This window comes from Occultella gossypii, assembly GCF_019947135.1.
In the GTDB taxonomy this organism is placed as follows: domain Bacteria; phylum Actinomycetota; class Actinomycetes; order Actinomycetales; family Beutenbergiaceae; genus Occultella; species Occultella gossypii.
Genome location: NZ_JAGSHT010000018.1, coordinates 91,615 through 113,750, shown reverse-complemented (window position 1 = coordinate 113,750; position 22,136 = coordinate 91,615). Strand labels below are relative to the sequence as shown.

Genomic DNA, 22,136 nt, shown 5'->3' with positions numbered 1-22,136 from the left:
GCATACTACGACTGAGAATCATTATCGTCTACCCTAGATGGACTCATCCATGGCCGAGCCGCTCATCCCCATCGTCCTGATCTCCAGCATCGACCCGGTGGATCGCGAGGTGGCACTGATCGGAGCGTTGATGGATCGGCCCGACGTGGTCGCGGTCGCACACGACATCGTCGGCGGCCGGCACGGGACGCGGTTGCGCCGCCGCGTGCTGCACGCGGGTGGGGTCCTGGCGGACGAACTCGTCGATCTCGAACACGTCTGCCCCTCCTGCGCGGTCCGCGAGGACGCCGTCCCGACCATCGCCGCACTCGGGGAGTCCGGTCGGTGGGCCGGGGTCCTGCTGCTCCTGCCGCCGGCCGCCGAGATCCTCCCGGCGAGCCAGGGCCTGACGGCGCAGCTGGCCCCGGGCGGTGAGCTGCATCGCTTCCGCCTGGGGGCGACGGTCTCGATCGTCTCGGCCGACCGGATCGTGGCCGACCTGCTCGGGGAGGATGACCTGTCCGAACGGCGGATCGCCCTCGTCGAGGGCGACGAGCGCACCGTGGGTGAGGCCCTGCTCGGGCAGGTGCCCGTCGCCGACGTCGTCATCGTCGCCGACGGTGAAGCTGGTGAGGCTGCCGCCACCGAGCGTGCCCGAGCCCTCGTGGACGCCGTCCGGGCCGCCGATGGGCGGCGCTGGGACGGCGTGCACGGGTCTTGGGTCGAGTCGGCGCTGGCCTTCCGGCACCGCGAGGGCATCGCCGAGCGGCGTGCACACCCTGGCGCGTTCGAGGCCGGTCCGGCCGCGAGTCCCGGCGAGAATCTGCGTGACATCTGGGTGCTCGACCTCCGCTCCGACCTGCCGCTCCATCCGGAGCGGCTGTTGAGTTGCGCGGAGGTGATCGCGGACGGACCTCACGCGGTCCGGGGTCGGTTCTGGGTGCCGAACCGCCCGGACTCGCTGTGCGCGATGCTCGGGGCGGGCCGGCAGGTCACGGTGGGGCTGGCCGACGGCTGGGGCGACGCCGCGCCGGAGACCCGGCTCGTCGTGGTCGGCACCGGCCCCGGTGCCGATGAGGTCGAGCGCGCCTTCCGCGACGGCCTGCTCACGCCTGAGGAGGTCGCCGAGGGGGCCGCGGTGGCTGGCCCGGGCGGACCCGCTGGAGCCCTTCCTCGGTGCCCGCTCCCCGGGCGCCGCCTAAGCGGCGTCGGTCAGCAGCGTGAGCGCAGGGGCGAAACCCCGGCGCTGCCAGAACGGTGCCGCCAGCACGTTGTCCGCCACGTAGTGGAGCCCGACGGCGTCCGGCGGGTCCGGCAGGCTGCGCGCCCACCCGAGGGCGTGCGCCGTGAGCGCCGTGCCGGCGCCGGTCCCGCGTGCGGATGCGGCCACCGAGGTGAGCCCGATGTAGGCGTAGCGGGACGGGAGCAGGGCGGCGGAGGACGATCCGCCGGGTGCCGTGAGCACGTGCGCCGTGGTGACGCCGACCGGGCGGTCATCGCCGTCGACGGCGACGAACGCGCGCTCGCGATCCTCTCCGGTGCCGTGGTCGAACCAGGCCGAGGCGATCCGCGCCGCGGTGCCGGCGTCCTGGTCGGCAGCCAGGCCCGACCCGGTGTGACGGGCGTGGTAGGAGTACTCGTCCAGGCACAGTCGCACCACTGCGTCGAGGTCGGACGGCAGCGCAGCCCGCACCCTGGGTGCCGTGACCGGCGCGTGCATCGGAGCGGCCAGAGGGCGCAGCGCGAAGGAGGTGTCGGGACGCAGGTCGAGCGAGCGCCACAGGCCCACGGACCACCAGTCGCCGTCGAGCACCTGCACGTTCAGGCGTGGGATCGAGGCGGCGTCGAGGCTCGCCCGGGCGGCATCGAGCAGGACCGGCAGGGCATCGACGGCGGAGCGTGGGTCGCGTGCGCACCACGCCGAGAGTGGGGCGAGTGCGTGCCGCGGCGCCAGGTAGGTGTACTCCGCGTCCTGAGGGCCGAGCCGGGTCACGATGCCTGCGAGCAGTGCTTGGACCTGCCCGTCGTCGTCGAGGGCGACGTGGGCGAACCGGTCGTCGCCGTCAAGATACGGCTCGAGGGAGGTGCGTGCGATGTGCGCCGGATCGGAGGGTGGCGTGGACCCGGGCCCGGCCAGGCGAGTCCGGTCTCGCAGTGCCGCGACCGCGAGGTCGACGACGGCGTCAAGGTGGGCGGGCGTCAGTGGGGTGCAGCGCATCCTTTCATCATAATGAGAACGACTCGCAGGTACGGCCTCGCGGGGAAGTCGGTACCAACCTTGTTCGAGCAAGCTTGCCTGCGATTGTTGCGAACGACTCTCATTACAGTATAGTGCGGAATCGTCGCCGATGCCCGCCGTTCGGGCGTCACCTCCCCGGCGCTCCCAGCGCCCAGATCGAGACCCAGGTGTTCGCCCATGCCTCCCGTAATTCCGCGTGTCGGTTCGCGTTCGAATACGGGCCCACGCCCGTACTCGGCCACGGTGTTCGCCGTCGTCACGGCGCTTGTGGCGCTCGTCGGCACCCTGGTCATCCCGATGGCGCCGACCGTGGCGGCCGAACGGGCACTCGTCCTCGACCACGGGCACATCGACACCTTCAACGTGGCGCTCGATGAGTCCGGTGCGCCGATCCTGAACCTGAAGGAGGACGTCACCGGCTCACACGTAGCCCATCCGCCCGAGGACGTGACGTTGGTGGTCAAGGAGGCGGCGTTGACGGCGCTGCCCGATGTCGCCAATCTGCCGGAGGGCGTGCGCGGAGTTGAGGCCTACTACCTACCGTTGTCGCAGAACCACGACCTGGTTTGGCCAGGCTGGGACAGCCAGAGCCTGGCCGGTACGGGCTATGACCAGGTCGATATCGAGGTTCAGTCGGTGGATGGTCCCGGAGAGGTGTTCCTCTGGTCCTCGGGCGCCTTCGGCGGACTGACGTCACTGCTGACCGATGGCGGCTTCGTGCTGCCCAATACGATCCACCAGTCCTACCTGGCTCATGTGCACGCGAACTGGGCCTTCACCCAAGCCGGCGAGTACCACTTCACGGTTCAGGCCTTCGCGATCAACTCCACCACCGGTGAGCGCGTCCCGACGAACACCGCGGACTATCACTGGATCGTGGGTGACGTGCCGGAGCCGGCGCCGGTCCCGGCATCGCTGAGCGTGTCCGGCTTGACGAACCCCTATGAGCAGGGCGCGTCCGTCGAACTGCTGGCGACCCCGGACGTCGAGGCGGAGGGGGCGGTCTACGGCTGGGAGACGCTGGACGTCACCGGGGTCTGGGTGCCGGTCGCGGGGCAGGCCACCAGCACCTACTCGGGCGTAGCCGACGCCGACGGGCAGCAGTTGCGTGCCCGGGTCAGCCTCGGTGAAGTCACGGTGACGTCCGACCCGGTCACCCTCGAGGTGAACGCCGCCCCGCAACTGCCGACCACCCTGACCATCGACGGCCTGGAGGCGTCGTACGAGCCGGGGGCGACGGTGAGCCTGGAGGCGAAACCCGACGTGCTGATCGAGGGCGCCACCTACCGGTGGGAGACCTCGGATGACGGATTCGCCTGGCAGGACGTCGAGGGCACCGTCGGCTCGGTCTACTCCGGGACCGCTGACACCGACGGACAGAGGCTGCGTGCGACCATCATCGTCGACGGTGCGGACGTCCTGACGTCCGAGGCGGTCACCGTGAACGTCGCCGATCCCGGACCTCCGGTGCCCAGTGCGGTCCGGATCGACGGGCTCGCCGACGAGTACGCCGAAGGCGATGCGGTGGAGCTCACCGCGGTGCCCGACGTCGAGGTCGCGGGTGTTTCCTACCGGTGGGAGACCTCACCTGATGGTGCGGACTGGGCCACGGTGGCCGGCCAGACGACGAACGAGTACTCCGGCACCGCCGAGGTCGATGGTCAGCAGATCCGGGCCGCTCTTCTACTGGGCGATGACAACGAGGTGACGTCCGAGGCGGTCACCGTGAACGTCGCCGATCCCGGACCTCCGGTGCCCAGTGCGGTCCGGATCGACGGGCTCGCCGACGAGTACGCCGAAGGCGATGCGGTGGAGCTCACCGCGGTGCCCGACGTCGAGGTCGCGGGTGTTTCCTACCGGTGGGAGACCTCACCTGATGGTGCGGACTGGGCCACGGTGGCCGGCCAGACGACGAACGAGTACTCCGGCACCGCCGAGGTCGATGGTCAGCAGATCCGGGCCGTCCTGGTGCTGGATGGCCAGGACATCGCGACGTCCGGGCCCGTCGCGGTCGTACTCCGATCCGAGGCGCCAGGGGTCTGCTGGGCTCTCGACATCGCTCATGGCCACGTCGACGCCTTCAACGTCACGCTCGACGGTGGCGCCCCGGTGCTGACCCTCAAGGAGGACGTCACCGGTTCGCGCGTCCAGCATGCCCCGGACGAGGTGAACCTCGTCGTGAGGGACGCCGCGCTGCAGTCCTTCCCCGACGCGGCGTCGATCCCGCAGGCGCTGCGCGGGCTGCCGGCGTACTACCTGCCCCTGAACCAGGACCAGAACCTGCTCTGGCCGGGCTGGGACAGCCAAGGTCTGGCCGGCAGTGGCTTCGATCAGGTCGATATCAGCATCCTCGAGGTCGACGGACCCGGCGAGGTGTATCTGTGGAGCACCGGATCCTTCGGCGAGCTCGACTCGCTGTTGGTCGATGGCGGCTACACGCTGCCGGGCACCATCCATCAGGAGTATCTTGCGCATGTCCACGCCAACTGGGCGTTCACGGATCCCGGCGCGTACCACCTCCGGGTCCAGGCCACTGCCATCAACTCCGAGACCGGCGCCCGCGCGGAGACGAACATCGGCGACTACCTGTTCTCGGTGGGTGATTTCGAGCCTGCCCCCGATGACCTCGACTGCCGGACCGATGTCCCCGAGGTCCCGCTGTTCGCCCCCTCGGCCCCCGATGAAGGGGACCTGACCGACGCTAGCCGCGGTGACGTCAGCGTCAGCCCCACCGAGGTTGTTGCCGGCGAACAGGTCACCGTCGATGCCGGCGAGGCTGTCGCCGGTGACTACGCGGCTGCGTTCGCCTTCTCCGAGCCCACGCTGCTGAACTCGACCGTCAGCAGCGGCTGGAACCTGACCAGCCAGACGGGGTCGTTCCAGGCGAGTATCCCGCGTGATACGGAACCGGGCAGCCACAAGATTGCCGTGGTCGACCGCAACAGCGCGCTGGTCGGTTGGGCCGACGTGGTGGTCACGGAGCCGGCTGACCCGACGCCGACCCCCACGCCGGGTCCGAACCAGACGACGCCCCCGAGCGCGACCCCTCCGCGATCTGGTGGGACGAGCCCGGGTGGTACCCCGCCGGTGTGTCGTCCGGTGCCCGGCCCGGCGGCATCGTCGCCCGGAGCCGCTGCCGCGACTCCAGCCACGAGCGGTGAGGTGGCGGTCGGCTCCGAGGGACACTTCGACTTCGGCCCGGTCGTCGAGGACGGACAGTTCACGCTTCTCGTGAAGGATGACCGCACCGCGCCACCGGTGTGGCGTGACCCTGCCACCGTCGTCTTCAACCTCGGCGAGGCGGCGTTGCGCTCGGCCGCGGAGATCCCGGACGACCTGTCGTTCATCGCTCCGGCCGGCGAGGACGTCTACATGATCCAGCAGATCCAAGAGCCGGGCGTGCCGTGGCTGGGCTGGAACACTCAGCACGAGACCGTCGTGAACGGACCCGGTGCGAGCGGCGTGCAGATGACGCTCGTCGGCGTCGAGGGCCCCGGTGAGCTGGCCATCTTCCTCAACGGGAACTTCGGTCAACTGGTCGGCCAGCGAGTTGTGGACACCGTCGGTGGGCCGACGAGTTACACGATCCCCGGCAACACCCACCAGCACGGCAACTGGGTCTTCACCGAGCCAGGCGTCTATGCGGTGACGTTCACCATGAGCGCCGACGGCGAGAGTGTCACCTCGACCCTGCAGTTCTTCGTGGGTCAGAGCGACCCGGCGGCGGCTGCGACCAGTACTGCGGCGTCCTCGGCCGGCGCGCAGAGCGCATCTGCCCCGACGGCCGCGGGCACCGGGGTCACGGCGAGTGGACAGCCGTGCACCCTGGCAGCCACGGGTGCGGACACCGAGCTGGGCCTGCTGGCGCTGGCCAGTGCGCTCGTCGTGCTGATGGGGGTCTTCGCCGTGAGGGCTTCACGGCGTAGGTTCGATGTCGGACGCTGAGCCTCGCGCGGCGGGGCCCCACAGGCCCCGCCGGACGGCGGGAGTGCCGGCCGTGGTCGCTGCACTGACGCTGCTGGTTGCCGGCTGTGCCGGAGTCCGGGACAGTGGAACGGACCCCGATCGTCCCTCGATCGTCACGACAACCGGCATCATCGCCGACCTCGCTCGTAACGTGGTGGGGGATCGGATGGATGTGCACTCGTTGGTCCCGGAGGGTGGGGACCCGCACTCCTATGAGCCATCGTTGCGGGATGTGCGGGCCGTGGCCTACGCGGACGCGGCGTTCTCCAACTACGTGCTGCTGGAGGCGCACTCCATCATCCGGACCCTGGACGCCAACCTCGCCGACGGCGTCCCGAATGTGCCGCTCGCCGAGGCCGGCGTCAGGTACGCCGCCGAGATCATCCCGCTGGTCGAGAACATCTCGCTCGACACCGTCTGGCTCGGCATGCGGGTGCGTGGCACCGGCGCGCAGTACGGAGCAGACCGCACCTCCTCGGTTGCGTTGTCCGCCACGGACGTGAGCGGGCCCGGTGACATGTTCGCCTACTTGACCGAGACGTTCGGGAACCCGGCCTTCTCGGTGAACTCCACCGATGGCTTCGATGGCGGCGATACGACCGTGCTACCACCGGACGCCCACACCCACATGAGCTGGGCGTTCACCCGGGTTGGGATCTACGAGGTCACCTTCGCCGCGCACCTGGATCTGACCGAGCACGAACGAGTCGAACTCGGCGCCCCGACGACGGTGACGTTCGCCGTCGGGGTCGACCCCCATTCGGTACCTGGGATGGAGCACGCGACCGTGCTCGACTCCGGGCATGCCGACGTCACGGTCGACATGGATGCGCCCGGCGGCGACCTCTACCTGTATGTGGATCCACACGGCGGAGGAGAGCAGACCCAGGAGGTCTACCCGGCGCAGGACGTCGTGGTCTCGGTGCCCACGCGGGCGCTGCATGAGATCCCCGGGGACCCGCAGTTCCGGTTCCTGGGACGCGCCGGTGACGAGGTCTACCAACTGCCGCAGGCCGTCCTTGGCGCGCACGTGCACGGGGAGATCGATCCGCACCTGTGGCAGAACGTGCGGAACGCGCAGGCGTATGTGGAGATCATCCGGGACACGGTCATCGAGGTGGATCCGGCGGGTGCCGCCGAGTATCGCGCGAACACGGCTGCCTACCTGCTGGAACTCGAGGCACTCGACGACTACGTCAGAGCGACGATCGGGTCGATCCCGGTCTCGCAGCGACATCTGGTCACCACTCACGACGCGTTCGGCTACCTGGGTGCCGCCTACGGCCTCGACATCGCCGGATTCGTCACCCCCAACCCAGCAACCGAGCCGAGCATCGCCGAACGCAGACGACTCGTCGAGACCATTCGCAACCTCCGGGTGCCGGCGGTGTTCCTCGAACCGAACCTCATCTCCCGCTCGAGCACGCTGCAGGAGGTCGCCCGAGAACTAGACATCGAGGTCTGCCGGATCTACGGGGACGCCTTCGACGCCGATGTGACCACCTACCTCGAGATGATGCGCTTCAACGCGGACTCTCTCCATGACTGTCTGACCTGAGGAGTTCCGTGCGCCCCCCGAATGACCGCCGCCGGCGGCTTGCCCTTGCCGCGACCGCCGTGGCACTGATCGTTGCCACCACCATGACCGCCGCCGCCGCCGACACCAGCGACGACCTGGACCAGACAGTCGATTCCGATGAGGCACTCGAGCAGGGACAGGTGGCGGTCGAGGCCGGCCACTTCGACATCGGGCCACGGCTGCCGGACGGTACCTGGCGGATACAGATCCGCGACGACTCCCAGGCACCCCCCGTGTGGCGAGACCCGCAGGACGTGGTCTTCCATCTGCTCGACGACGCGATCCTGCCGGCACCGGCGGATGAGCAGTTCGAATTCATCGACGCCGAGCCGGAGTCCGATGTGTACGTCGTTCCGCAGACCCAGCTGACCGAGGTCGTGTGGGTCGGCTGGAACAGCCAGGACCCCGAGGTCGTCTCGCGACTCTCCGGTGGGATGACCCTGCGGTTCCATGGTGTGCAGGGCCCGGGTCAGTTCACCCTGTTCATGCAGAACGGGAACTTCGACCCCGCTCAGTTGCTGTGGACGTCCGACGACCCGGAGCCCCAGGACATCTGGGCGGACGCCAATACGCATGTGCACGGCAACTGGGTGTTCACCGAGCCCGGCGCCTACCTCATGGATGTCGAGGTGCTTGCCGAACTGGCTGACGGCACGTCCGTCAGCGACCGCAGCCTGCTCCGATTCGCGGTCGGCACAGACACCGAGCCCGAAGCCGTCTTCGGAGCGCAGTGGGACGGAGCAGCTGACGCGGATAGCACCTCGAGCACGGCCACCACGGACCCGGACGCCCCGGACCCAACCTCCGCGGGGACTACCGAGGCAGACACTGACGACGGCGGGAGCGGGCCTCCGATCGCCGTGATCGCCGGGGCCGGGGCGCTGCTCGTCGTGGCCGCCTTGGTCATCGCCGGGGCCTTGCGGTCGCGGCGAGCGCGGCGCCTGGCCGAGTCGGAGTCGGAGTGAGCACCGGGCCCGAGCGCCACGCCGTGCCCGCATTGCAGGTGCGCGGCTTGGCGGTGGATCTCGGTGGCCGTCCGGTCCTGCACGACGTGGACCTCGACGTGGACGTCGGCGAGCTCGTCGGGCTGGTCGGCCCGAACGGGGCCGGCAAGACCACATTGCTGCGCTCCGTGCTGGCCCTCGTGGGCACGCGGAGCGGAACTGTTCGCATCGACGGAGAGATCTCCCGCCGCGCACGGACCCAGGTCGGCTATGTGCCGCAGCGCCACGAGTTCTCCTGGGACTTCCCGATCAGCGTCGAGGGTGTGGTGCTGACCGGTCGCGTCGGCACGATCGGCTGGCTGCGCCGAGCCGGCGTCGATGACTATCGGGCCGTGCGCGAAGCGCTCGAGAAGGTGCGGATGACGGACCTGCGTCACCGCCCGGTCGGCGAGCTCTCCGGTGGGCAGCGTCAGCGGGTGCTCGTGGCCAGGGCACTGGCCCTTCGCCCGAAGCTGCTGCTGCTTGACGAGCCCTTCACCGGCCTGGACATTCCGACGCAGGAACTCCTCATGGACCTGTTCCTCGAGCTTCGGTCCGAGGGCCAGGCTCTGCTGATGACCACCCACGACCTGACCGGCGCGATGCACACGTGCTCGCGGCTGTGCCTGATCAACCGGACCGTCATCGCAGACGGCCCACCGGAGGAGCTGACCGATCCGCAGGTGTGGATCCGCACCTTCGGCTTCCGCGAGGGTTCACCTCTGCTGACCCACCTGGGGGCATCCTGATGTTGTCCATCGGAGAGTTCGTCGCCGATCTGTCCAATCCGCTCCTGACGTTCCTGCCCAAGGCACTGTTGATCGCCGTCATGTCCTCGGTCGTCTGCGGGGTCATCGGCTGCTATGTGGTCCTGCGTGGGATGGCATTCATCGGTGATGCGGTTGCGCACGCGGTCTTCCCCGGCCTGGCCGTCGCGTTCGTGCTCCAGGGATCATTGGTGCTCGGCGGGCTGGTGGCGGGTGTGCTGACCGCGGTGCTGGTGGCTGTCTTCTCCCAGAACCGTCGCCTCAAGGAGGACAGTGTCATCGGGATCTTCTTCGCGGCTGCGTTCGCCCTGGGGATCGTGATAATCTCCCGGGCGCCGGGCTACGCCGGGTCGCTGCAGAGCTTCCTGTTCGGGTCCATCACCGGGATCCCGGACGAGGACGTCTACACCGTTGCGGGCGCCGGAGCGATCCTGCTCCTGGTCGCACTCGGGATCCACAAGGAGATCGTGGCTGCCAGCCTTGACCGCGAGATGGCCAGGTCGGCCGGTCTACCCGTGTTCGCTATCGACCTGACGCTGTATGTGATGGTGACGATCGCCGTCGTCATCTCCGTGCAGACCATCGGGAACATCCTCGTGCTCGCGCTGCTCATCACACCCGCTGCCACGGCCCGGCTGCTGACCGATCGCCTCGGCCTGATGATGGTGCTCGCGCCGGTCATCGGGGCGTTGGCCGCGCTCGTCGGCGTCTACCTCTCCTGGTCGCTCGACCTGCCCACTGGCGGCACGATCGTGCTCACGGCGACCCTGCTCTTCCTGCTCATCTGGGTGCTCGCACCGAAGCACGGCATGCTGGGCCGAGCGCTGGCGGGCCGTTCGGGCCGCGGCGCCGTGGCCGCGCCTGCGGAGGACACAGAGACCGGCGTCGTGCAGCAGGCGGCGACCAGAGTGTGACGGCGTGCGCTTGGCATGCCGAGCGTGCCAGCCCGCCCGAGCACCGATGCCGGTCATGCGTCCCTGTCGCCCCAACGGATGTTCACATCGCCCACGGGAGCGTCCGTGATCTCGATCCGTTCGGGTGTCCGGGCGACGGCGGAACCCGCCGGAGCCTCGACGGTGACGGGCTCGGCGAGGCCGAGTTCGGCCCGGTGGACGATGAGGTGGCCGGTGGTGTTCGGCGGCGTCGCGACGTGCAGGGTGCCACGGGTCCGGTCGTAGTCGACGGTGACCGCGCCTCTGATGGTTGGGACAGTCCCGGACATCCGGCTGAGGGGACCGGGACGCGGTTCGATGACGACTCGCGCCGCCCCGGGCGACTCCGAACGCACCCCGAGTATCCATCGAGCCACCACGTTCACCGGAGCCGACCCCCAGGCGTGGGAGTACGTCATGTTGGGCTTCAAGGACGGATCCCAAGCCTCGGGAACGATCGTGGCCCCGAGGCCGTCGATCAGATGCAGCCAGCTGTTCGGCCCGGCCGCGGACATGAGCGCGAGCGCGTGGTCGCTCCGGCCCGCTTTGCACAGTGCCTCCAGAAGGAACTGGGAGCCGTAGACGCTCATCCGGATGCCGCCGTGCCGAAGCCAGTCACCGAGCCCCGTGAGCCGGTCGGCGGGAGCGAGGCCGAGAGCGACCGGGAACGCGGTGGCGTGCTGGGCGTGATGGGTCGACCCCAGCCCGTCGCGGTAGGCGGACGCGTCGAGCAGGAGGGAGTTGAGGGCGGCGCGCATCCGGTCGGCCAGGTCACGGTAGTGGGCGGCGTCCCGCGGGCGGTCGACGACCTCGGCGATACGGGCGAGGGCCGCATAGGCGGCTGCCTGGAAGGCGTTGAGGACCGTGTTCACCTCTGTGAACTCGTACCCGTCCCGGTATGTGGCCGGCCAGTCGACCAGATCGGCGTCCCAACCGCCGGCAGCAGGACCCGGGTCCTTCCGCAGGAGACCGTGCTCACCGAGGAAGCGGTCGTAGTTGAGACCTTCCCAGTGCTCGAAGTCGGTCCGAAACTGCCGATCGTCACCGGTGGCGAGGTAGTCCTCCCACGCCATCAGGACCGGCATCAGGTGGTACTCGGACGGCCACGTGGGCCTCCGGGTGAGGTACTCGCCGGAGTAGCGTGCCAGCGCATAACTACGCTCGACCGCGTACTGGGAGAGTTGGTTCACGTACGCATCCCCCTCGTACGCGCCGCGCTCGCGGGCCGGGGTGTCGACGTACAGGTCGAGCGAGGTCGCCTCGATCGTGTACCGACACAGTTCCCACACCCGGTCCAGGTCCGGATCGGAGGAGGTGAACGCAGCACCGCCCACGTAGGGCGAGCGGAGCACGAGGGGCCGGACCGCGTGCGTCAGGTCGAGCGCCGGGTCCGCCTCGAGCTCGATGTAGCGGAACGCCCGGTACCCCCAGTGCTCCACGGACTGAGGTCCGTCGCGCAGGGTCCAGATGTCCTCGTAGACGTTGTGAGTGCGCATTCGGAACCGCACGCGCCCATGCTCCAGCTCCTCTCCGACGCGAACGTGCACGCGTGCACCCGAGGTGCCGTCGACGTCGAGACGGATGCCTCCGACGATCTCCCGCCCCAGGTCGATGAACCAACGGCCGTCGGTCTGCCGAGCCGCCTCGGCGACCTCGCCGAGGCTCTGCTCGATGCTGACGGTCGCCGGGGCAGGATCGGGCGGAGCCTCGCACGCGAGCGCCGGCGCCCAGTCGCGGTCGTCGAATCCGGGCTCGGTCCAGCCCACGGGCTCGTGTCGCAGGTCCCAGTCCTCGCGGGGGGCTCGGTACCACCCGCCGCCGATATCGGCCGTCCCCGGTAGTAGCCGCGCCCCGCTCGCGGCCTTCCACCGGGTGGAGGTCGGTATCTCGACGCGATGGCCGTCGGCGAGCACGACGACAAGGCGTGCGATGAACTGCCGACCGTGCTCGGCCCAGCACAACGCGGCAAGTGCGTTCCGGCCCGGCCGAAGCGCTCCTGAGAGATCGTGGGTGTGATATCGAGCGCGGGTGTCTGAGGCACGTACGCTGCCCCGCCCGGCCACGCGACCGTTGGCCCACAACTTGTAGACGTACTGCCGTCCGCCCCGCGGCCCGGTCTGCGACGTCTGCCCGCCCTCGGGCGAACGCCCCGCAGCCTCGACGAATGCCACCAACGCGGGCGAATCCGGGAGGTCGAACTCGTACCGCAGGAGCACCCATGAGTTCTCGACGCCCGAGTCCTCGACAACGGCGGGCCCCCAGATCGCGGCGCCGCCCCACGAGTCGGCAGCCGTGATCAACCGTGACGGCGTCGCCCAGTCTCCGGCCACCGACGTGTCCGCACGCACGCGCCACCAGTACGGCGTCGATGCGGACAGCCGCGGGCCCGTGTACGGCACGGCGGTCGAGGACGCCGACGTGACCGGCCCGCTGTCCCAGAACGGTGTCCCGAATGAGGAGGGCGATGCGGCCACCTGGATCCGGTACCGGACCTGCATGCCGTCGCCGAGCGCCGGGACAAGCCAGGAGAACCGGGCGTCGGCGACGTCCACGCCGACCGGCTCCGACTGCAGATCGACCATCAGTCCGGACGGCCGGTCCGGGGAGTCGGCGCTCATGCCGGGCACGGGCTGGGCTTCGCGAGCCCAGGGGCTCGAGAGTTCGGTGCGCGCAGACGGTTCAACGGGCCTCGCCCTGGCGGGACCATTGCAGCATCAGGCCGGCTCCGCCGTCGGCATCCGACGGCGTCCGATAGTGCAGCCACCACGTTCCGTCCGGGGCGGACTCGACGCGCTCCAGCGCGGCGGTGCCGGTGACGGCGACCGCCAGCCCGGGCAGCCACCACCGCTGCGCCGTCACCGATCCGCCGTCGAGCCCGTCCACTCGGACCTGGAACGCGAAGGAGCCACCAGCCGGCCACCGCAGCCGGACCTCGGCGGTGTCGCGCCCGGCAGATGACGCGGCGACGTCGATCGTGAGCTCGCTGACCAGCCGGAGCCAGCCCACGCCGGTGCCGAGGCGCCAGTGTGCCGTCAACGGATGGAACTGGTCGCCGAGGCCCCCTCGGTCGCCGCCGAGATGCTCGGCGCCGACCATCACGTTGACGTCGAGCACGGTCGACGCGACGCGACGTCCGTCGATCGGCTGCACGAGAGTGCGTGGACCGGGGAAGGACCGCAGCGCCGCGCGCACCTGCGACGGCAGGTCGGGGACACCGAGCACGGCCACCGAAGGAGCGAGCGCGAGATCCCAGAAGTGCTCGAACGGGCCACTGATGTCCGGGAACGGCGCGTCGCCACGGCCCAGTGCCTGCCACAGCCACAACCCGGTCCCACTGGCGTAGGCGTCCAGGTCCATCCCGTAGGAACGGTCGTACGGCCCGGCCAGGTTGCGCAGTCCTGCGTGGTAGTGGTCGGCGACGTCGCGCCAGAGCGCGAGCTCGACGGCGCCTGCTCGCTGAACCGTGCTCGTGTCGCCCCCGTAGCGGCGCCAGAGGGCAAGCGCGTAGAGATCGATGCCGTAGTAGGTCGGCGAGTTGTACTCCTCGAACGCACCGCGAGCCTGGAACGCCTCGAGCACCTGCCCCATCAGCTCGAGGCCATGCGCGTCGCACTCGCGATCCCGCCGGCGGCGTCCGACGGCGTGCATCAGGAATCCGGCCATGAGCGCGATGTTCGAGTAGCGCGGGTCCACGCCGCGCGCGAGCGTGCCCGCCACGGCCAGATCGAGCGCGTGCTCCATCCTCGCGACGAGCTCGGCAGGGAGATGGTGCTCTCTCTCGACGAGGAGTTGCACGAGGGTGCAGCCGATGAACTCCCGCCAGTTCGGGTCGTAGTCGCGGAACGCTCGCGCACCTTCGACGGGCGTCGGCTCGTCGGGCCACCGCAACCAGGTGCCGTGCCAGGGCGTTCCCGGTTGATCCAGCTGGTGGTCCAGCACGGCATCGATCGCGCGCACAGCACGCACGGTGTCCTCGGAACCGCCACGAGCGAGCAGCCCGAGCGCGTACCAGCAGGTCTCGCGCACCCGAGCCCGCCGCTCGGTCGGCGACCAGGCCGGATCGACGAGCAGGTCGATGCCGGGATCCCACCACTGGTCCAGGACCGCCATCGAGGCAGCCGCGAGTCCGCTCTCGCCCGCCGGGCTGCTCATGCGTGCGGCACTTCCCGCGTGAAGGCCGCGCGCAAGGTCGTCGTGCCCTCCGTGACGCCCCGTACGGCGATGACCCCGAGCGGTAGCCCCGTCGGGTTGGCGGGCGCGCTGGCACGCAGTGCCGTCCATCCCGGCGGCAGCGCGATCTGCAGGGTCGGTGCATCTGGGTGGTCCCACGTCACGGTCACGATGCCATCCGACACCGTCAACGACCGGACGTCCGTGAGCCAGCCGTGCCCGAGGTCGTCGGCTGGGAGGTCGATCGCCGGGCCGGCCGGAGCGACGATCGTGCCGTCGCCGTGGAACAGCCACTCCAGCGCCGTTCCCGGGATGCCCGCGACCTGCATCTCGTCGGTCCAGCCCGACGCTGTCAGGTGCAGGCTGCGGCGGACCTCGGCGCCGTTCCAGCTGGACTGCGCAACCAGCGACCGGTCGTCGGCATGGACGAGCAGCCCGTCGTGTCGGGGCTGCGGCCGGTCGCCGACGATGAGCAGGTTATGTGCAGCCTGCGAGCGCATCCACACCGTGATGTCCGCTCCGTACCCACTGGTTCCGAGGTCCAGGCTGCGCCACCGGCCACACTCCACGTCCACCGCCAGCTTGTCATGGTGGTCGTGCCAGCCCGCATCCGGACCGAACCGCATCGCCAGCCGAGCCAGCGGACTCCCCAGCACCCCGATGCCCGGCCCACGCCAGACGAACGAGGCCGGCGTCACGCCGTCGTCGGTGCCAGGCAACGAGTCCGCGCCGAAGACGAGCGCCCCGACGCTGTAACGGCCGGCGCGCTCGGGCGCCGGGCCGGACACGCGACCGGCTCCGAACCACAGTTCGACGGCCGCCGGCGCATCGCCCAGGTACGACGACGCGAGGTGCGCACTCGCTCCCGGCAGCAGCATGGAAGCGACCTCGGCGGTCTGGGCGAAGTCGCCGAGGAAGCTGTCCGGCCAGCCATCGCCGTAGGCAGGCACACGCCCGTCGGAGTAGGCCAGTCTCGCCGGCGCTTGCACGGCGCGAAGGAGCCGCTCGGCGTGCTCGTCCGCGAGCGCGCCCGGCCCGGCGACCTCCACGAAGGACAGCAGAGCGTTGACCGCGTAGAAGTGGTAGTGCGGGTTCACCTCGAACCACAGGCCCTCCGGGTGGATGCCTTCGAGGATCTGGCTCCGGGCGCCGAAGGGTCCCTCGGTCACGGTGCTGAGCAACTCCTCGTCGCCGATGGCGACCGCACACTCGGCCAGCGCCGCGACGAGCCAGCAGTGGATGTTGTGGATCATCCCGAGCTGGGGTGTCAGCACGGCAGCGACCTCACCGGCAAGCCGCCGGGCCGCCGCCCGTGTCGATTCTGCGAGCAGCGGCCCCGCCCACCGGACCGAGCGCAACAGCCCGATCGTCCACACCGCCTCGTCCAGGTTCTGAGGCAGCACTCGCCCTTGCCCGACGTTGACGCCGTGCAGCGCGTAGGAGTTGTAGTCGCTCGCGTAGCGGTCCACGATCTCGGCGAGGGCGTCGGCGGCGATGCGTCGACGACCTTCGTCGTGATCCAGCCGCGCGAGCAGCGCCGCCCGTTGCGACTGGGCCGCGGCCATGTTGTGCATCCGGGTTCGCCACGCGCCGTCCCAGGGTTCCCCGCGATAGGCCCGCCCACATACGGGGCACACGTGCTCGTCCGGGCCGGCGGGGTCGAAGCGGAGCGGCTCACCGTCGTCGTCGCAGAAGTAGTGGTGCGTCCACGCACTGACCTGGTCCGGTCCCGGCAGCCGCAGGTGCGGCTGCCAGTACTCGAAGTCCTCGCGCACCGCCTCGAGGACGTCTGCGGCCCAACCGGGCTCGACGACGCGGCTGCGTACCTGCTCCCAGTCCGGGACGACGCTCGCTGCCATCGCTGGGGCTGCCGCCCGCTCATCGTGAAGCATGCATTCCTTCTGTCGGTGTTCGTGTCAATCGGTCCAGCGGAGCGCCGCTCCGGTCCTTCTGCCAGGTGTCAGTCGGGCAACCCCTCAAACCCCTCGGCCGCAAGCCCCCGTTCCTGCGCCGCGGTCAGCACCTCGCGCAACCGATCGGGCGTGATGAAGTTTCGACCCTCGGCCAGTCCCTGATGAGAGTCGGCGATGTCGTGCGCGTACAGGCACACGCCCGCTCCGGTGCGTGCCGACTCGTCAAGGACGGCGAGCAGCGTGGCCCGGTCGTCGAGGTTTGCGACACCGCGCCGTCCCACGTCGATGCCGCGGGAGGGCAGGACCCGCGTCCGGCCGTCGAGGTCGACGAGCACCTGGGTGGCGCGTCCGTCGAGGTGCCTGACTGACGTCGTCCGCACCCAGGAGAACCGTGCCGTCAGGGCATCGTCGGTCGCCCGGTCGTGCCGGCCGTATGGGTAGGCGAAATCGCGATGGCCCAGCCCGCGCTCCGCGAGCGCGGCGGTCGACGGTTCGATCTCATGCTCGAGATAGGCCGCGAGACCATGCTGAGCGACGTAGTGCGGGCCATCCAGATGGCGCAGGCCGTGACTAGCGATCGTGTGACCATCGCGCTGAAGTGCCTGCAACTTGTCGGTCTCGTCATCGGTGAGCCGGTCGACGTGGGAGACGAAGAACGTGACCCGCGCCGAGGCGTCGTCGAATACGCCGCGGTGAGCGAACCAGTGATCGACCGTGCAGTCGTCAAAGGTCATCAGCAGCTGGGGCTGCGTCATCGTCCTCCTCGAGTCTCCTGGACCGGCTCTGAGCGCCTGGTTCGACGGGTCCCGACCGCGCACCGGCCGGCACGGCCCGGACGGGTCCGCGTCGGCCGGCTACGGCGGTCAGCCTTCGGCGGCCGCGGCGAACTCGTCCCGCATGGCGTCGCCGCCGTCCTGTTTCCAGGTCGCCACGGCGTCGGTCCATGCCGAGACGGGTTTGCGACCCTGCAGGATGTCGACCTCAAGGTCGGAGAGCGCACTGCCGATCTGTGGGCCCTTGCGTGACTCGGTCTCACTGAACAGAGTGGACGAGGGGTTGGCGATCGCCGTCGGGACTGCCTCGGTCTGCACGTCGTAGAGCGACTGCGCGATGTCGGGCCGCCCAGGCATGTAGGTCACCCACGGCCCTTCGGCGAGGTACCTCAGGGCGAGCTGGGTCTCGCTCTTACCCTTGTCGTTGAGCACCGGGTCGCCGTCGACGAGAGTGTGGTGCACACCCTCCAGACCGTAGTTCTTGAACAAGTGCTCAGAGCTGCCGAACGGAGCCGCGAGGTAGTTGAGCACATCCAGCAGCGCCTCGGCGCGGTCCGCCGACTTCAGGCTGATCCCGGTGAGGTTGTGCGTCGGAGCGGCCCGCCAGATCGGGGCCATGCCACCGCCCTCGGCCAGCGGCGGCAGGATGACGTTGAGATCCACGTCCTGGTCGCCGGACAGGTTCGCGAACGCCGGCCACGCGCTGAAGGTGTCCTCGACGAACCGGGTGGTGCCCGCGATCGTCCAGGCCTGCCGCTGCTGGTTGTCCGCGGACGTCGTGTCCGGGTGCACCAGAGAGTCGGCGACGAGCTTGCGACCCGCCTCGAGGACGTCGAGCTGCCGCTCGTCCTCGTACGCGCTGACCCAGGTGTCGCCGTCCACCGACCACCCGTTGGGCACGCCGAAGGACTGCCGGATGATCTGCAGCGGGACGTTCGCGAGTGCCCACGTGTTCGTGGAGCTCAGTTCGGCGAACATGCTGTACAGGTCGTCCCAGGACTGGGCGGCCGGGTCGATGCCCTGCTCCTCGAGCAGGTCGTACCGCCCGTAGAGCACCACGCTGCTCTGCGCGCCACGTGCGATCGGGATGCCGTAGATGCGCCCGCCGTAGACACTCGACTTCCAGCTCTCGGTGGGGATGCTGGCGAGGAACGGGTACTTCTCGATCGCGTCTCCGCTGAGCAGGTCTGTGAGGTCCGCGGCGCGTTCCCGCAGGAGCGACGGCAGACCGGGGATGCCCTTCGGCCAGAACGTGAACAGATCAGGGAGTCGGTCGCCGGCGACCGTGGTCTGGAACCGGTCGGTGTAGTCGCCACTGGGGACCAGGGAGACCGAGAGCGTGAACCCGAGCCGCTCGTTCAGCTCCTGCCAGAAGGCGTTCTGGTCCATGGCGGGCGGCACCGGGTTGTTGGTGAGCGCGAACGCGGAGACGTCCTGCCCGTCACCGGGAGGGCCGTCGGTGAGCGGCTGTGGGTCGGCCGGGTAGGTCAACATGGTGTCGCTGACCCCGTTCTCACCCGGCAGATCTGCGGTGAACCCGGCATAGGGGATATAGGTGGGCAGCGCGACCGCGCTGTTCTCGGCCTGCGAGCCGGCGTCACCGCGGCCCTCGTTGCTGCAGCCCGCGGCGAGGCCACCGAGCGCGGCGAGGCCACCTAGGGCGAGCGTGCTCTGCAGCAGCTGCCGCCGTGCGATCCGGATCTCTGACATGTGGTTACTCCTTTGTCGTGGTCACGTCCGCAGCGGTGCGGACGGGTGCGGCGGTGGGCCGGCTCAGCCCTTGACGGCGCCGGTGAGCATGCCCTTGGCGAAGTGCCGTTGCAGGAAGGGGTAGACGATGAGGATGGGGATGATCGAGATGACGAGGATCGCCATCTGGATCGTCGTCTGCGGTGGCAGCGACATCTCGGCGCCGAGGTCCTGGGCTCCGAGTTGGGTGCCGTCGACCACGTAGGTGCGGAGCACCAGTTGTAGCGGCCACAGCGCGGAGTCGCTGAGGTAGAGCATCGCGTTGAAGAACGCATTCCAGTAGCCGACCCCGTAGAACAGTCCGACGACGGCGAGCACCGGGCGTGCCAGCGGCAGCCCCATGTACCAGAACAGCTTCCATTCACCCGCGCCGTCGATGCGCGCGCTGTCCATGACCTCCTGGGGTAGCCCCACGAAGAAGGCGCGCACCACGATCACGTTGAAGGCCGACACGGACGTCGGAACGATGATGGCCCAGAGCGTGTCGAGCATGCCGAGCTGCTGCACGACCAGGTAGCTGGGGATGATGCCCGGGTTGAAGAGCAGGCTGACCAGGACGAGCAGCAGCAGCTGCCGGTTGCCGATCGTCTGACGGCGTGACAGCGCCCAGCCGAGCATCGCCGTCAGGGTCAGGCTCAGCACGGTGCCGACGGCGGTGACGCCGGCGCTGATGAGCAGGGCCCGGGTGACGACGCCCCCGGTCAGGATCGAGGCGTACGCGGTGAGGTCGATGCCTTCGGGAAGGAGCACGAAGCCACCGGCCGTGTTGACCTGTTCGGCCGGCGCGAGGCTCGTCGAGATGATGCCGACGAACGGCAGGATCACCAGAGCGCAGGCGATCGTCAGCACGATCGTCTTGACGACGTTCTCGACGCGGCCGGGGCGCGGGACGCCGTCGATCAGGGTTCCGGTGCCGGCCTTGCGCCGGCGCGGTGCCACGGTGGTGCTCATGCGCGATACACCCCTTCCTCGCCGAGGACGTGGGCGATCTTGTTGGCCACCAGGACCAGCACGAGACCGACCAGCCCTTTGACGAGCCCGACGGCGGCGGAGACACCCCAGGCGCCGCCGATCACACCGTTGTTGTAGACGTAGGTGTCGAGGACTTCCGAGACGTCTCTGCCGACAGCCTGTTGCTGCAGGAGCAGTTGCTCGAAGCCGACCGACAGCGAGTCGCCGAGCTTGAGGATCAGCAGCAGCACGATGATCGGCTTCATCCCGGGCAACGTGACGTGCCAGATCTGGCGCCACCTGGTGGCGCCGTCCATCGCCGACGCCTCGTACAGCGACCGGTCGATCTGCGAGAGGACCGCGAGGAACAGGATCGTGGCCCAACCGGTGTCCTTCCAGATCACCTGTGAGGTGATGAGCGCGTAGAAGGCGTCCGGGTTGCCGATGATGTCGACCGTGTCCCAGCCGTGGCTGCGCAGGAAGTTGTTGATCATCCCTGCGCCGCCGAGCATCTGCTGGAACACGGCCACGACGATGACCCAGGACAGGAAGTGCGGGAGGTAGAGCACGGACTGCACGGCCTGCTTGACCTTGTTGGAGACCAGGCTGTTGAGCAGCAGCGCCAGGATGATCGGGGCCGGGAACACGAAGATCGTCTGCAGCAGCGTGATGTAGAGCGTGTTGCTCAGGGCGCGCAGGAACTCCGGATCGCCGGAGAACAGGATCGCGAAGTTCTCGAACCCGACCCACAGGCTCCGACCGATGCCGAGGTAGGGCTGGTAGTCCTGGAACGCGATGACATTGCCGCCCAGCGCCACGTACTGGAACACGATCACCACGGCGATGCCCGGCAGGGCCAGGAGCAGCACCGGATGGTCGCGGCGCAGTCGCGCCCAGAAGCCCTGGCTCTCGCGACGCTCGGGCTTGCTGCTTCCGCCTGGTTCCGGGATGGGTGCAGGGGCCGACGTGCGCGTCTCGCGCGTCGCCGTCATGAGACGCGCCGCTGTGTGGCGCGGGTGCGTGAGCGTGGTGAATATGCCAACTCTGGCGCTCCTTCGGGCCTAAGTGATCGATCACTCGGACTTTAAGTGATCGATCACTCTGCGTCAACTACAGTGGCCGCATGAGCCAATCGCGACGACGCCCGACGATCCGAGAGGTCGCCAAACTCGCCGGCGTGTCCCACCAGACGGTGTCGCGCTTCCTGCGCGACGACCCCACTCTTCGCCCGCAGACCCGCAAGGTCGTCGAGGGCGCGGTCGCGGAGCTCGGGTACCGGCCGAATCTCACTGCCCGCTCCATGCGCACCAGACGCTCCGGCGTGGTGGCGATCGTGCTACCCACGATGACGGGGCCGGAGCGGACCGTCGCAGCCGCCGTCGAGGAGGCCCGCGCCAGCGGCTTCCGCGTCGAGATCATCATCGGCGTCGACGAGAGTTCCGCGGCGCTGAGCGCACGAGCACGCGACCTGCTGGACAGCGGCCAGGTCGAGGGGGTGCTCTCGGTGGCGCCGATCATCGCCTCGACCAACCGCAGCGGTGCCGTGATCGACACCGGCGAGTACGACCAGCGGATGCGTGCGGTCGAGGCTGTCGCCGGTGACGTCGACACGATGGCGTCGCTCGTGCACGCTCTGGCCGATCTGGGTCACCGTCACTTCCTGCACGCCGCCGGGCCGCTGGACTGGAACTCCGCCCAGCTGCGGTTGCGGGGATACCTGACCGCGATCGACGAGCTGGGGTTGACCTCGCACGGCGAGCCCGATGGCGACTGGCACCCCGAGACGGGGATCGCGGCGATCGCGACCCTTGCCGTCGACTCGCCGGTCACCGCCGTCGTGGCCGCGAGCGATCGCATCGCGGCCGGCGTGCTGTCCGCGGCCGCGCAACGTGGCTGGGATGTGCCGGGCAGGCTCAGCGTGACGGGCTGGGACGACATGCTGCTGATGCGCTACGCGACACCGCCGCTATCCACCGTGGTCGTCGATCGGGAGAGCGCGGGGCGTCATGCCATGCGGCGGCTGATCGCCGCGATCCGTGGCGAGGCCGAACCGAAGCCTCCTGCGAGCACGCTCACCCGGATAGCCCTGCGCGGCACCACCGGACCGCCGCCGCACCCCTGAGGCGGCAGCGCGC

15 protein-coding genes and 1 pseudogene are annotated in these 22,136 nt (G+C 69.5%); 7 read left to right on the top strand and 9 right to left on the bottom strand.

Annotated features, from left to right (window positions below; genetic code table 11):
- Nucleotides 1–43: 43 nt before the first annotated feature.
- On the bottom strand, nt 44–850 hold the full coding sequence (locus tag KCQ71_RS19360; protein WP_223408976.1) for a hypothetical protein: 807 nt from the start codon (nt 848–850) through the stop codon (nt 44–46).
- Here KCQ71_RS19360 and KCQ71_RS27920 point away from each other — a divergent pair.
- Nucleotides 818–1,018: pseudogene (locus KCQ71_RS27920) on the top strand (CobW C-terminal domain-containing protein); the annotation flags it as partial. The gene KCQ71_RS19360 and the pseudogene KCQ71_RS27920 sit on opposite strands and share 33 nt — an antisense overlap.
- A gap of 159 nt (nt 1,019–1,177) precedes the next feature.
- Here the strand turns inward: KCQ71_RS27920 and KCQ71_RS19350 are convergent.
- Nucleotides 1,178–2,197 carry a GNAT family N-acetyltransferase gene (locus KCQ71_RS19350; protein WP_223408974.1) on the bottom strand — a complete coding sequence of 340 codons (1,020 nt, stop codon included), beginning with the start codon at nt 2,195–2,197 and terminating at the stop codon, nt 1,178–1,180.
- A 264-nt stretch (nt 2,198–2,461) separates the two neighbouring features.
- Between KCQ71_RS19350 and KCQ71_RS19345 the strand changes: the two genes are divergently transcribed.
- The 5 genes from KCQ71_RS19345 to KCQ71_RS19325 are packed head-to-tail and all read left to right on the top strand — an operon-like array spanning nt 2,462 to nt 10,427.
- Nucleotides 2,462–6,163, top strand: a complete 3,702-nt coding sequence (locus tag KCQ71_RS19345) for a TIGR03773 family transporter-associated surface protein (RefSeq protein ID WP_223408972.1) — start codon at nt 2,462–2,464, stop codon at nt 6,161–6,163.
- Nucleotides 6,164–6,215: 52 nt separating this feature from the next.
- Nucleotides 6,216–7,742 carry an anchored repeat ABC transporter, substrate-binding protein gene (locus KCQ71_RS19340; RefSeq protein ID WP_223408970.1) on the top strand — a complete coding sequence of 509 codons (1,527 nt, stop codon included), beginning with the start codon at nt 6,216–6,218 and terminating at the stop codon, nt 7,740–7,742.
- Between the two features lie 8 nt (nt 7,743–7,750).
- The gene (locus KCQ71_RS19335; RefSeq protein ID WP_223408968.1) at nt 7,751–8,728 is read left to right on the top strand and encodes a choice-of-anchor M domain-containing protein; all 978 of its coding nucleotides are present in this window, start codon (nt 7,751–7,753) and stop codon (nt 8,726–8,728) included.
- The gene (locus KCQ71_RS19330) at nt 8,725–9,495 is read left to right on the top strand and encodes an anchored repeat-type ABC transporter ATP-binding subunit (RefSeq protein WP_223408966.1); all 771 of its coding nucleotides are present in this window, start codon (nt 8,725–8,727) and stop codon (nt 9,493–9,495) included. The genes KCQ71_RS19335 and KCQ71_RS19330 overlap by 4 nt, the downstream gene beginning before the upstream one ends.
- Complete coding sequence (locus KCQ71_RS19325; RefSeq protein WP_223408964.1) at nt 9,495–10,427, top strand: anchored repeat-type ABC transporter permease subunit; 933 nt, start codon at nt 9,495–9,497, stop codon at nt 10,425–10,427. The genes KCQ71_RS19330 and KCQ71_RS19325 overlap by 1 nt, the downstream gene beginning before the upstream one ends.
- A gap of 53 nt (nt 10,428–10,480) precedes the next feature.
- On the opposite strand, the gene KCQ71_RS19320 is transcribed toward KCQ71_RS19325, so the two are convergent.
- From KCQ71_RS19320 to KCQ71_RS19290, 7 genes are all read right to left on the bottom strand, one after another.
- The gene (locus KCQ71_RS19320; RefSeq protein ID WP_223408962.1) at nt 10,481–13,063 is read right to left on the bottom strand and encodes a family 78 glycoside hydrolase catalytic domain; all 2,583 of its coding nucleotides are present in this window, start codon (nt 13,061–13,063) and stop codon (nt 10,481–10,483) included.
- 61 nt (nt 13,064–13,124) lie between these two features.
- Nucleotides 13,125–14,597 (bottom strand): DUF8769 domain-containing protein, encoded by a 1,473-nt coding sequence (locus KCQ71_RS19315; RefSeq protein ID WP_223408960.1) that lies wholly within the window; start codon nt 14,595–14,597, stop codon nt 13,125–13,127.
- Nucleotides 14,594–16,507, bottom strand: coding sequence for a heparinase II/III family protein (locus KCQ71_RS19310; protein WP_223408958.1), 1,914 nt, complete (start codon nt 16,505–16,507; stop codon nt 14,594–14,596). Before KCQ71_RS19310 ends, KCQ71_RS19315 begins: the two co-directional genes overlap by 4 nt.
- A gap of 68 nt (nt 16,508–16,575) precedes the next feature.
- Nucleotides 16,576–17,283, bottom strand: a complete 708-nt coding sequence (locus KCQ71_RS19305; RefSeq protein ID WP_223408956.1) for a polysaccharide deacetylase family protein — start codon at nt 17,281–17,283, stop codon at nt 16,576–16,578.
- Between the two features lie 108 nt (nt 17,284–17,391).
- On the bottom strand, nt 17,392–19,011 hold the full coding sequence (locus KCQ71_RS19300; RefSeq protein ID WP_223408954.1) for an extracellular solute-binding protein: 1,620 nt from the start codon (nt 19,009–19,011) through the stop codon (nt 17,392–17,394).
- A gap of 63 nt (nt 19,012–19,074) precedes the next feature.
- Nucleotides 19,075–20,001, bottom strand: a complete 927-nt coding sequence (locus tag KCQ71_RS19295; RefSeq protein WP_223408952.1) for a carbohydrate ABC transporter permease — start codon at nt 19,999–20,001, stop codon at nt 19,075–19,077.
- On the bottom strand, nt 19,998–20,993 hold the full coding sequence (locus tag KCQ71_RS19290) for an ABC transporter permease (RefSeq protein WP_223408950.1): 996 nt from the start codon (nt 20,991–20,993) through the stop codon (nt 19,998–20,000). Before KCQ71_RS19290 ends, KCQ71_RS19295 begins: the two co-directional genes overlap by 4 nt.
- Before the next feature lie 131 nt (nt 20,994–21,124).
- Here KCQ71_RS19290 and KCQ71_RS19285 point away from each other — a divergent pair, with 131 nt between their 5' ends.
- Nucleotides 21,125–22,123 carry a LacI family DNA-binding transcriptional regulator gene (locus tag KCQ71_RS19285; protein WP_223408948.1) on the top strand — a complete coding sequence of 333 codons (999 nt, stop codon included), beginning with the start codon at nt 21,125–21,127 and terminating at the stop codon, nt 22,121–22,123.
- Nucleotides 22,124–22,136: the final 13 nt, after the last annotated feature.

What these genes read in the sequence shown, in the direction of transcription:
- KCQ71_RS19300 (WP_223408954.1), bottom strand. Translation starts at nt 19,011, where the DNA reads ATGTCAGAGATCCGGATCGCACGGCGGCAGCTGCTGCAGAGCACGCTC.
- KCQ71_RS19360 (WP_223408976.1), bottom strand. Translation starts at nt 850, where the DNA reads ATGGAGCGGCAGGTCGGAGCGGAGGTCGAGCACCCAGATGTCACGCAG.
- KCQ71_RS19295 (WP_223408952.1), bottom strand. Translation starts at nt 20,001, where the DNA reads ATGAGCACCACCGTGGCACCGCGCCGGCGCAAGGCCGGCACCGGAACC.
- KCQ71_RS19325 (WP_223408964.1), top strand. Translation starts at nt 9,495, where the DNA reads ATGTTGTCCATCGGAGAGTTCGTCGCCGATCTGTCCAATCCGCTCCTG.
- KCQ71_RS19305 (WP_223408956.1), bottom strand. Translation starts at nt 17,283, where the DNA reads ATGACGCAGCCCCAGCTGCTGATGACCTTTGACGACTGCACGGTCGAT.
- KCQ71_RS19315 (WP_223408960.1), bottom strand. Translation starts at nt 14,597, where the DNA reads ATGAGCAGCCCGGCGGGCGAGAGCGGACTCGCGGCTGCCTCGATGGCG.
- KCQ71_RS19285 (WP_223408948.1), top strand. Translation starts at nt 21,125, where the DNA reads ATGAGCCAATCGCGACGACGCCCGACGATCCGAGAGGTCGCCAAACTC.
- KCQ71_RS19320 (WP_223408962.1), bottom strand. Translation starts at nt 13,063, where the DNA reads ATGAGCGCCGACTCCCCGGACCGGCCGTCCGGACTGATGGTCGATCTG.
- KCQ71_RS19310 (WP_223408958.1), bottom strand. Translation starts at nt 16,507, where the DNA reads ATGCTTCACGATGAGCGGGCGGCAGCCCCAGCGATGGCAGCGAGCGTC.
- KCQ71_RS19290 (WP_223408950.1), bottom strand. Translation starts at nt 20,993, where the DNA reads ATGACGGCGACGCGCGAGACGCGCACGTCGGCCCCTGCACCCATCCCG.
- KCQ71_RS19350 (WP_223408974.1), bottom strand. Translation starts at nt 2,197, where the DNA reads ATGCGCTGCACCCCACTGACGCCCGCCCACCTTGACGCCGTCGTCGAC.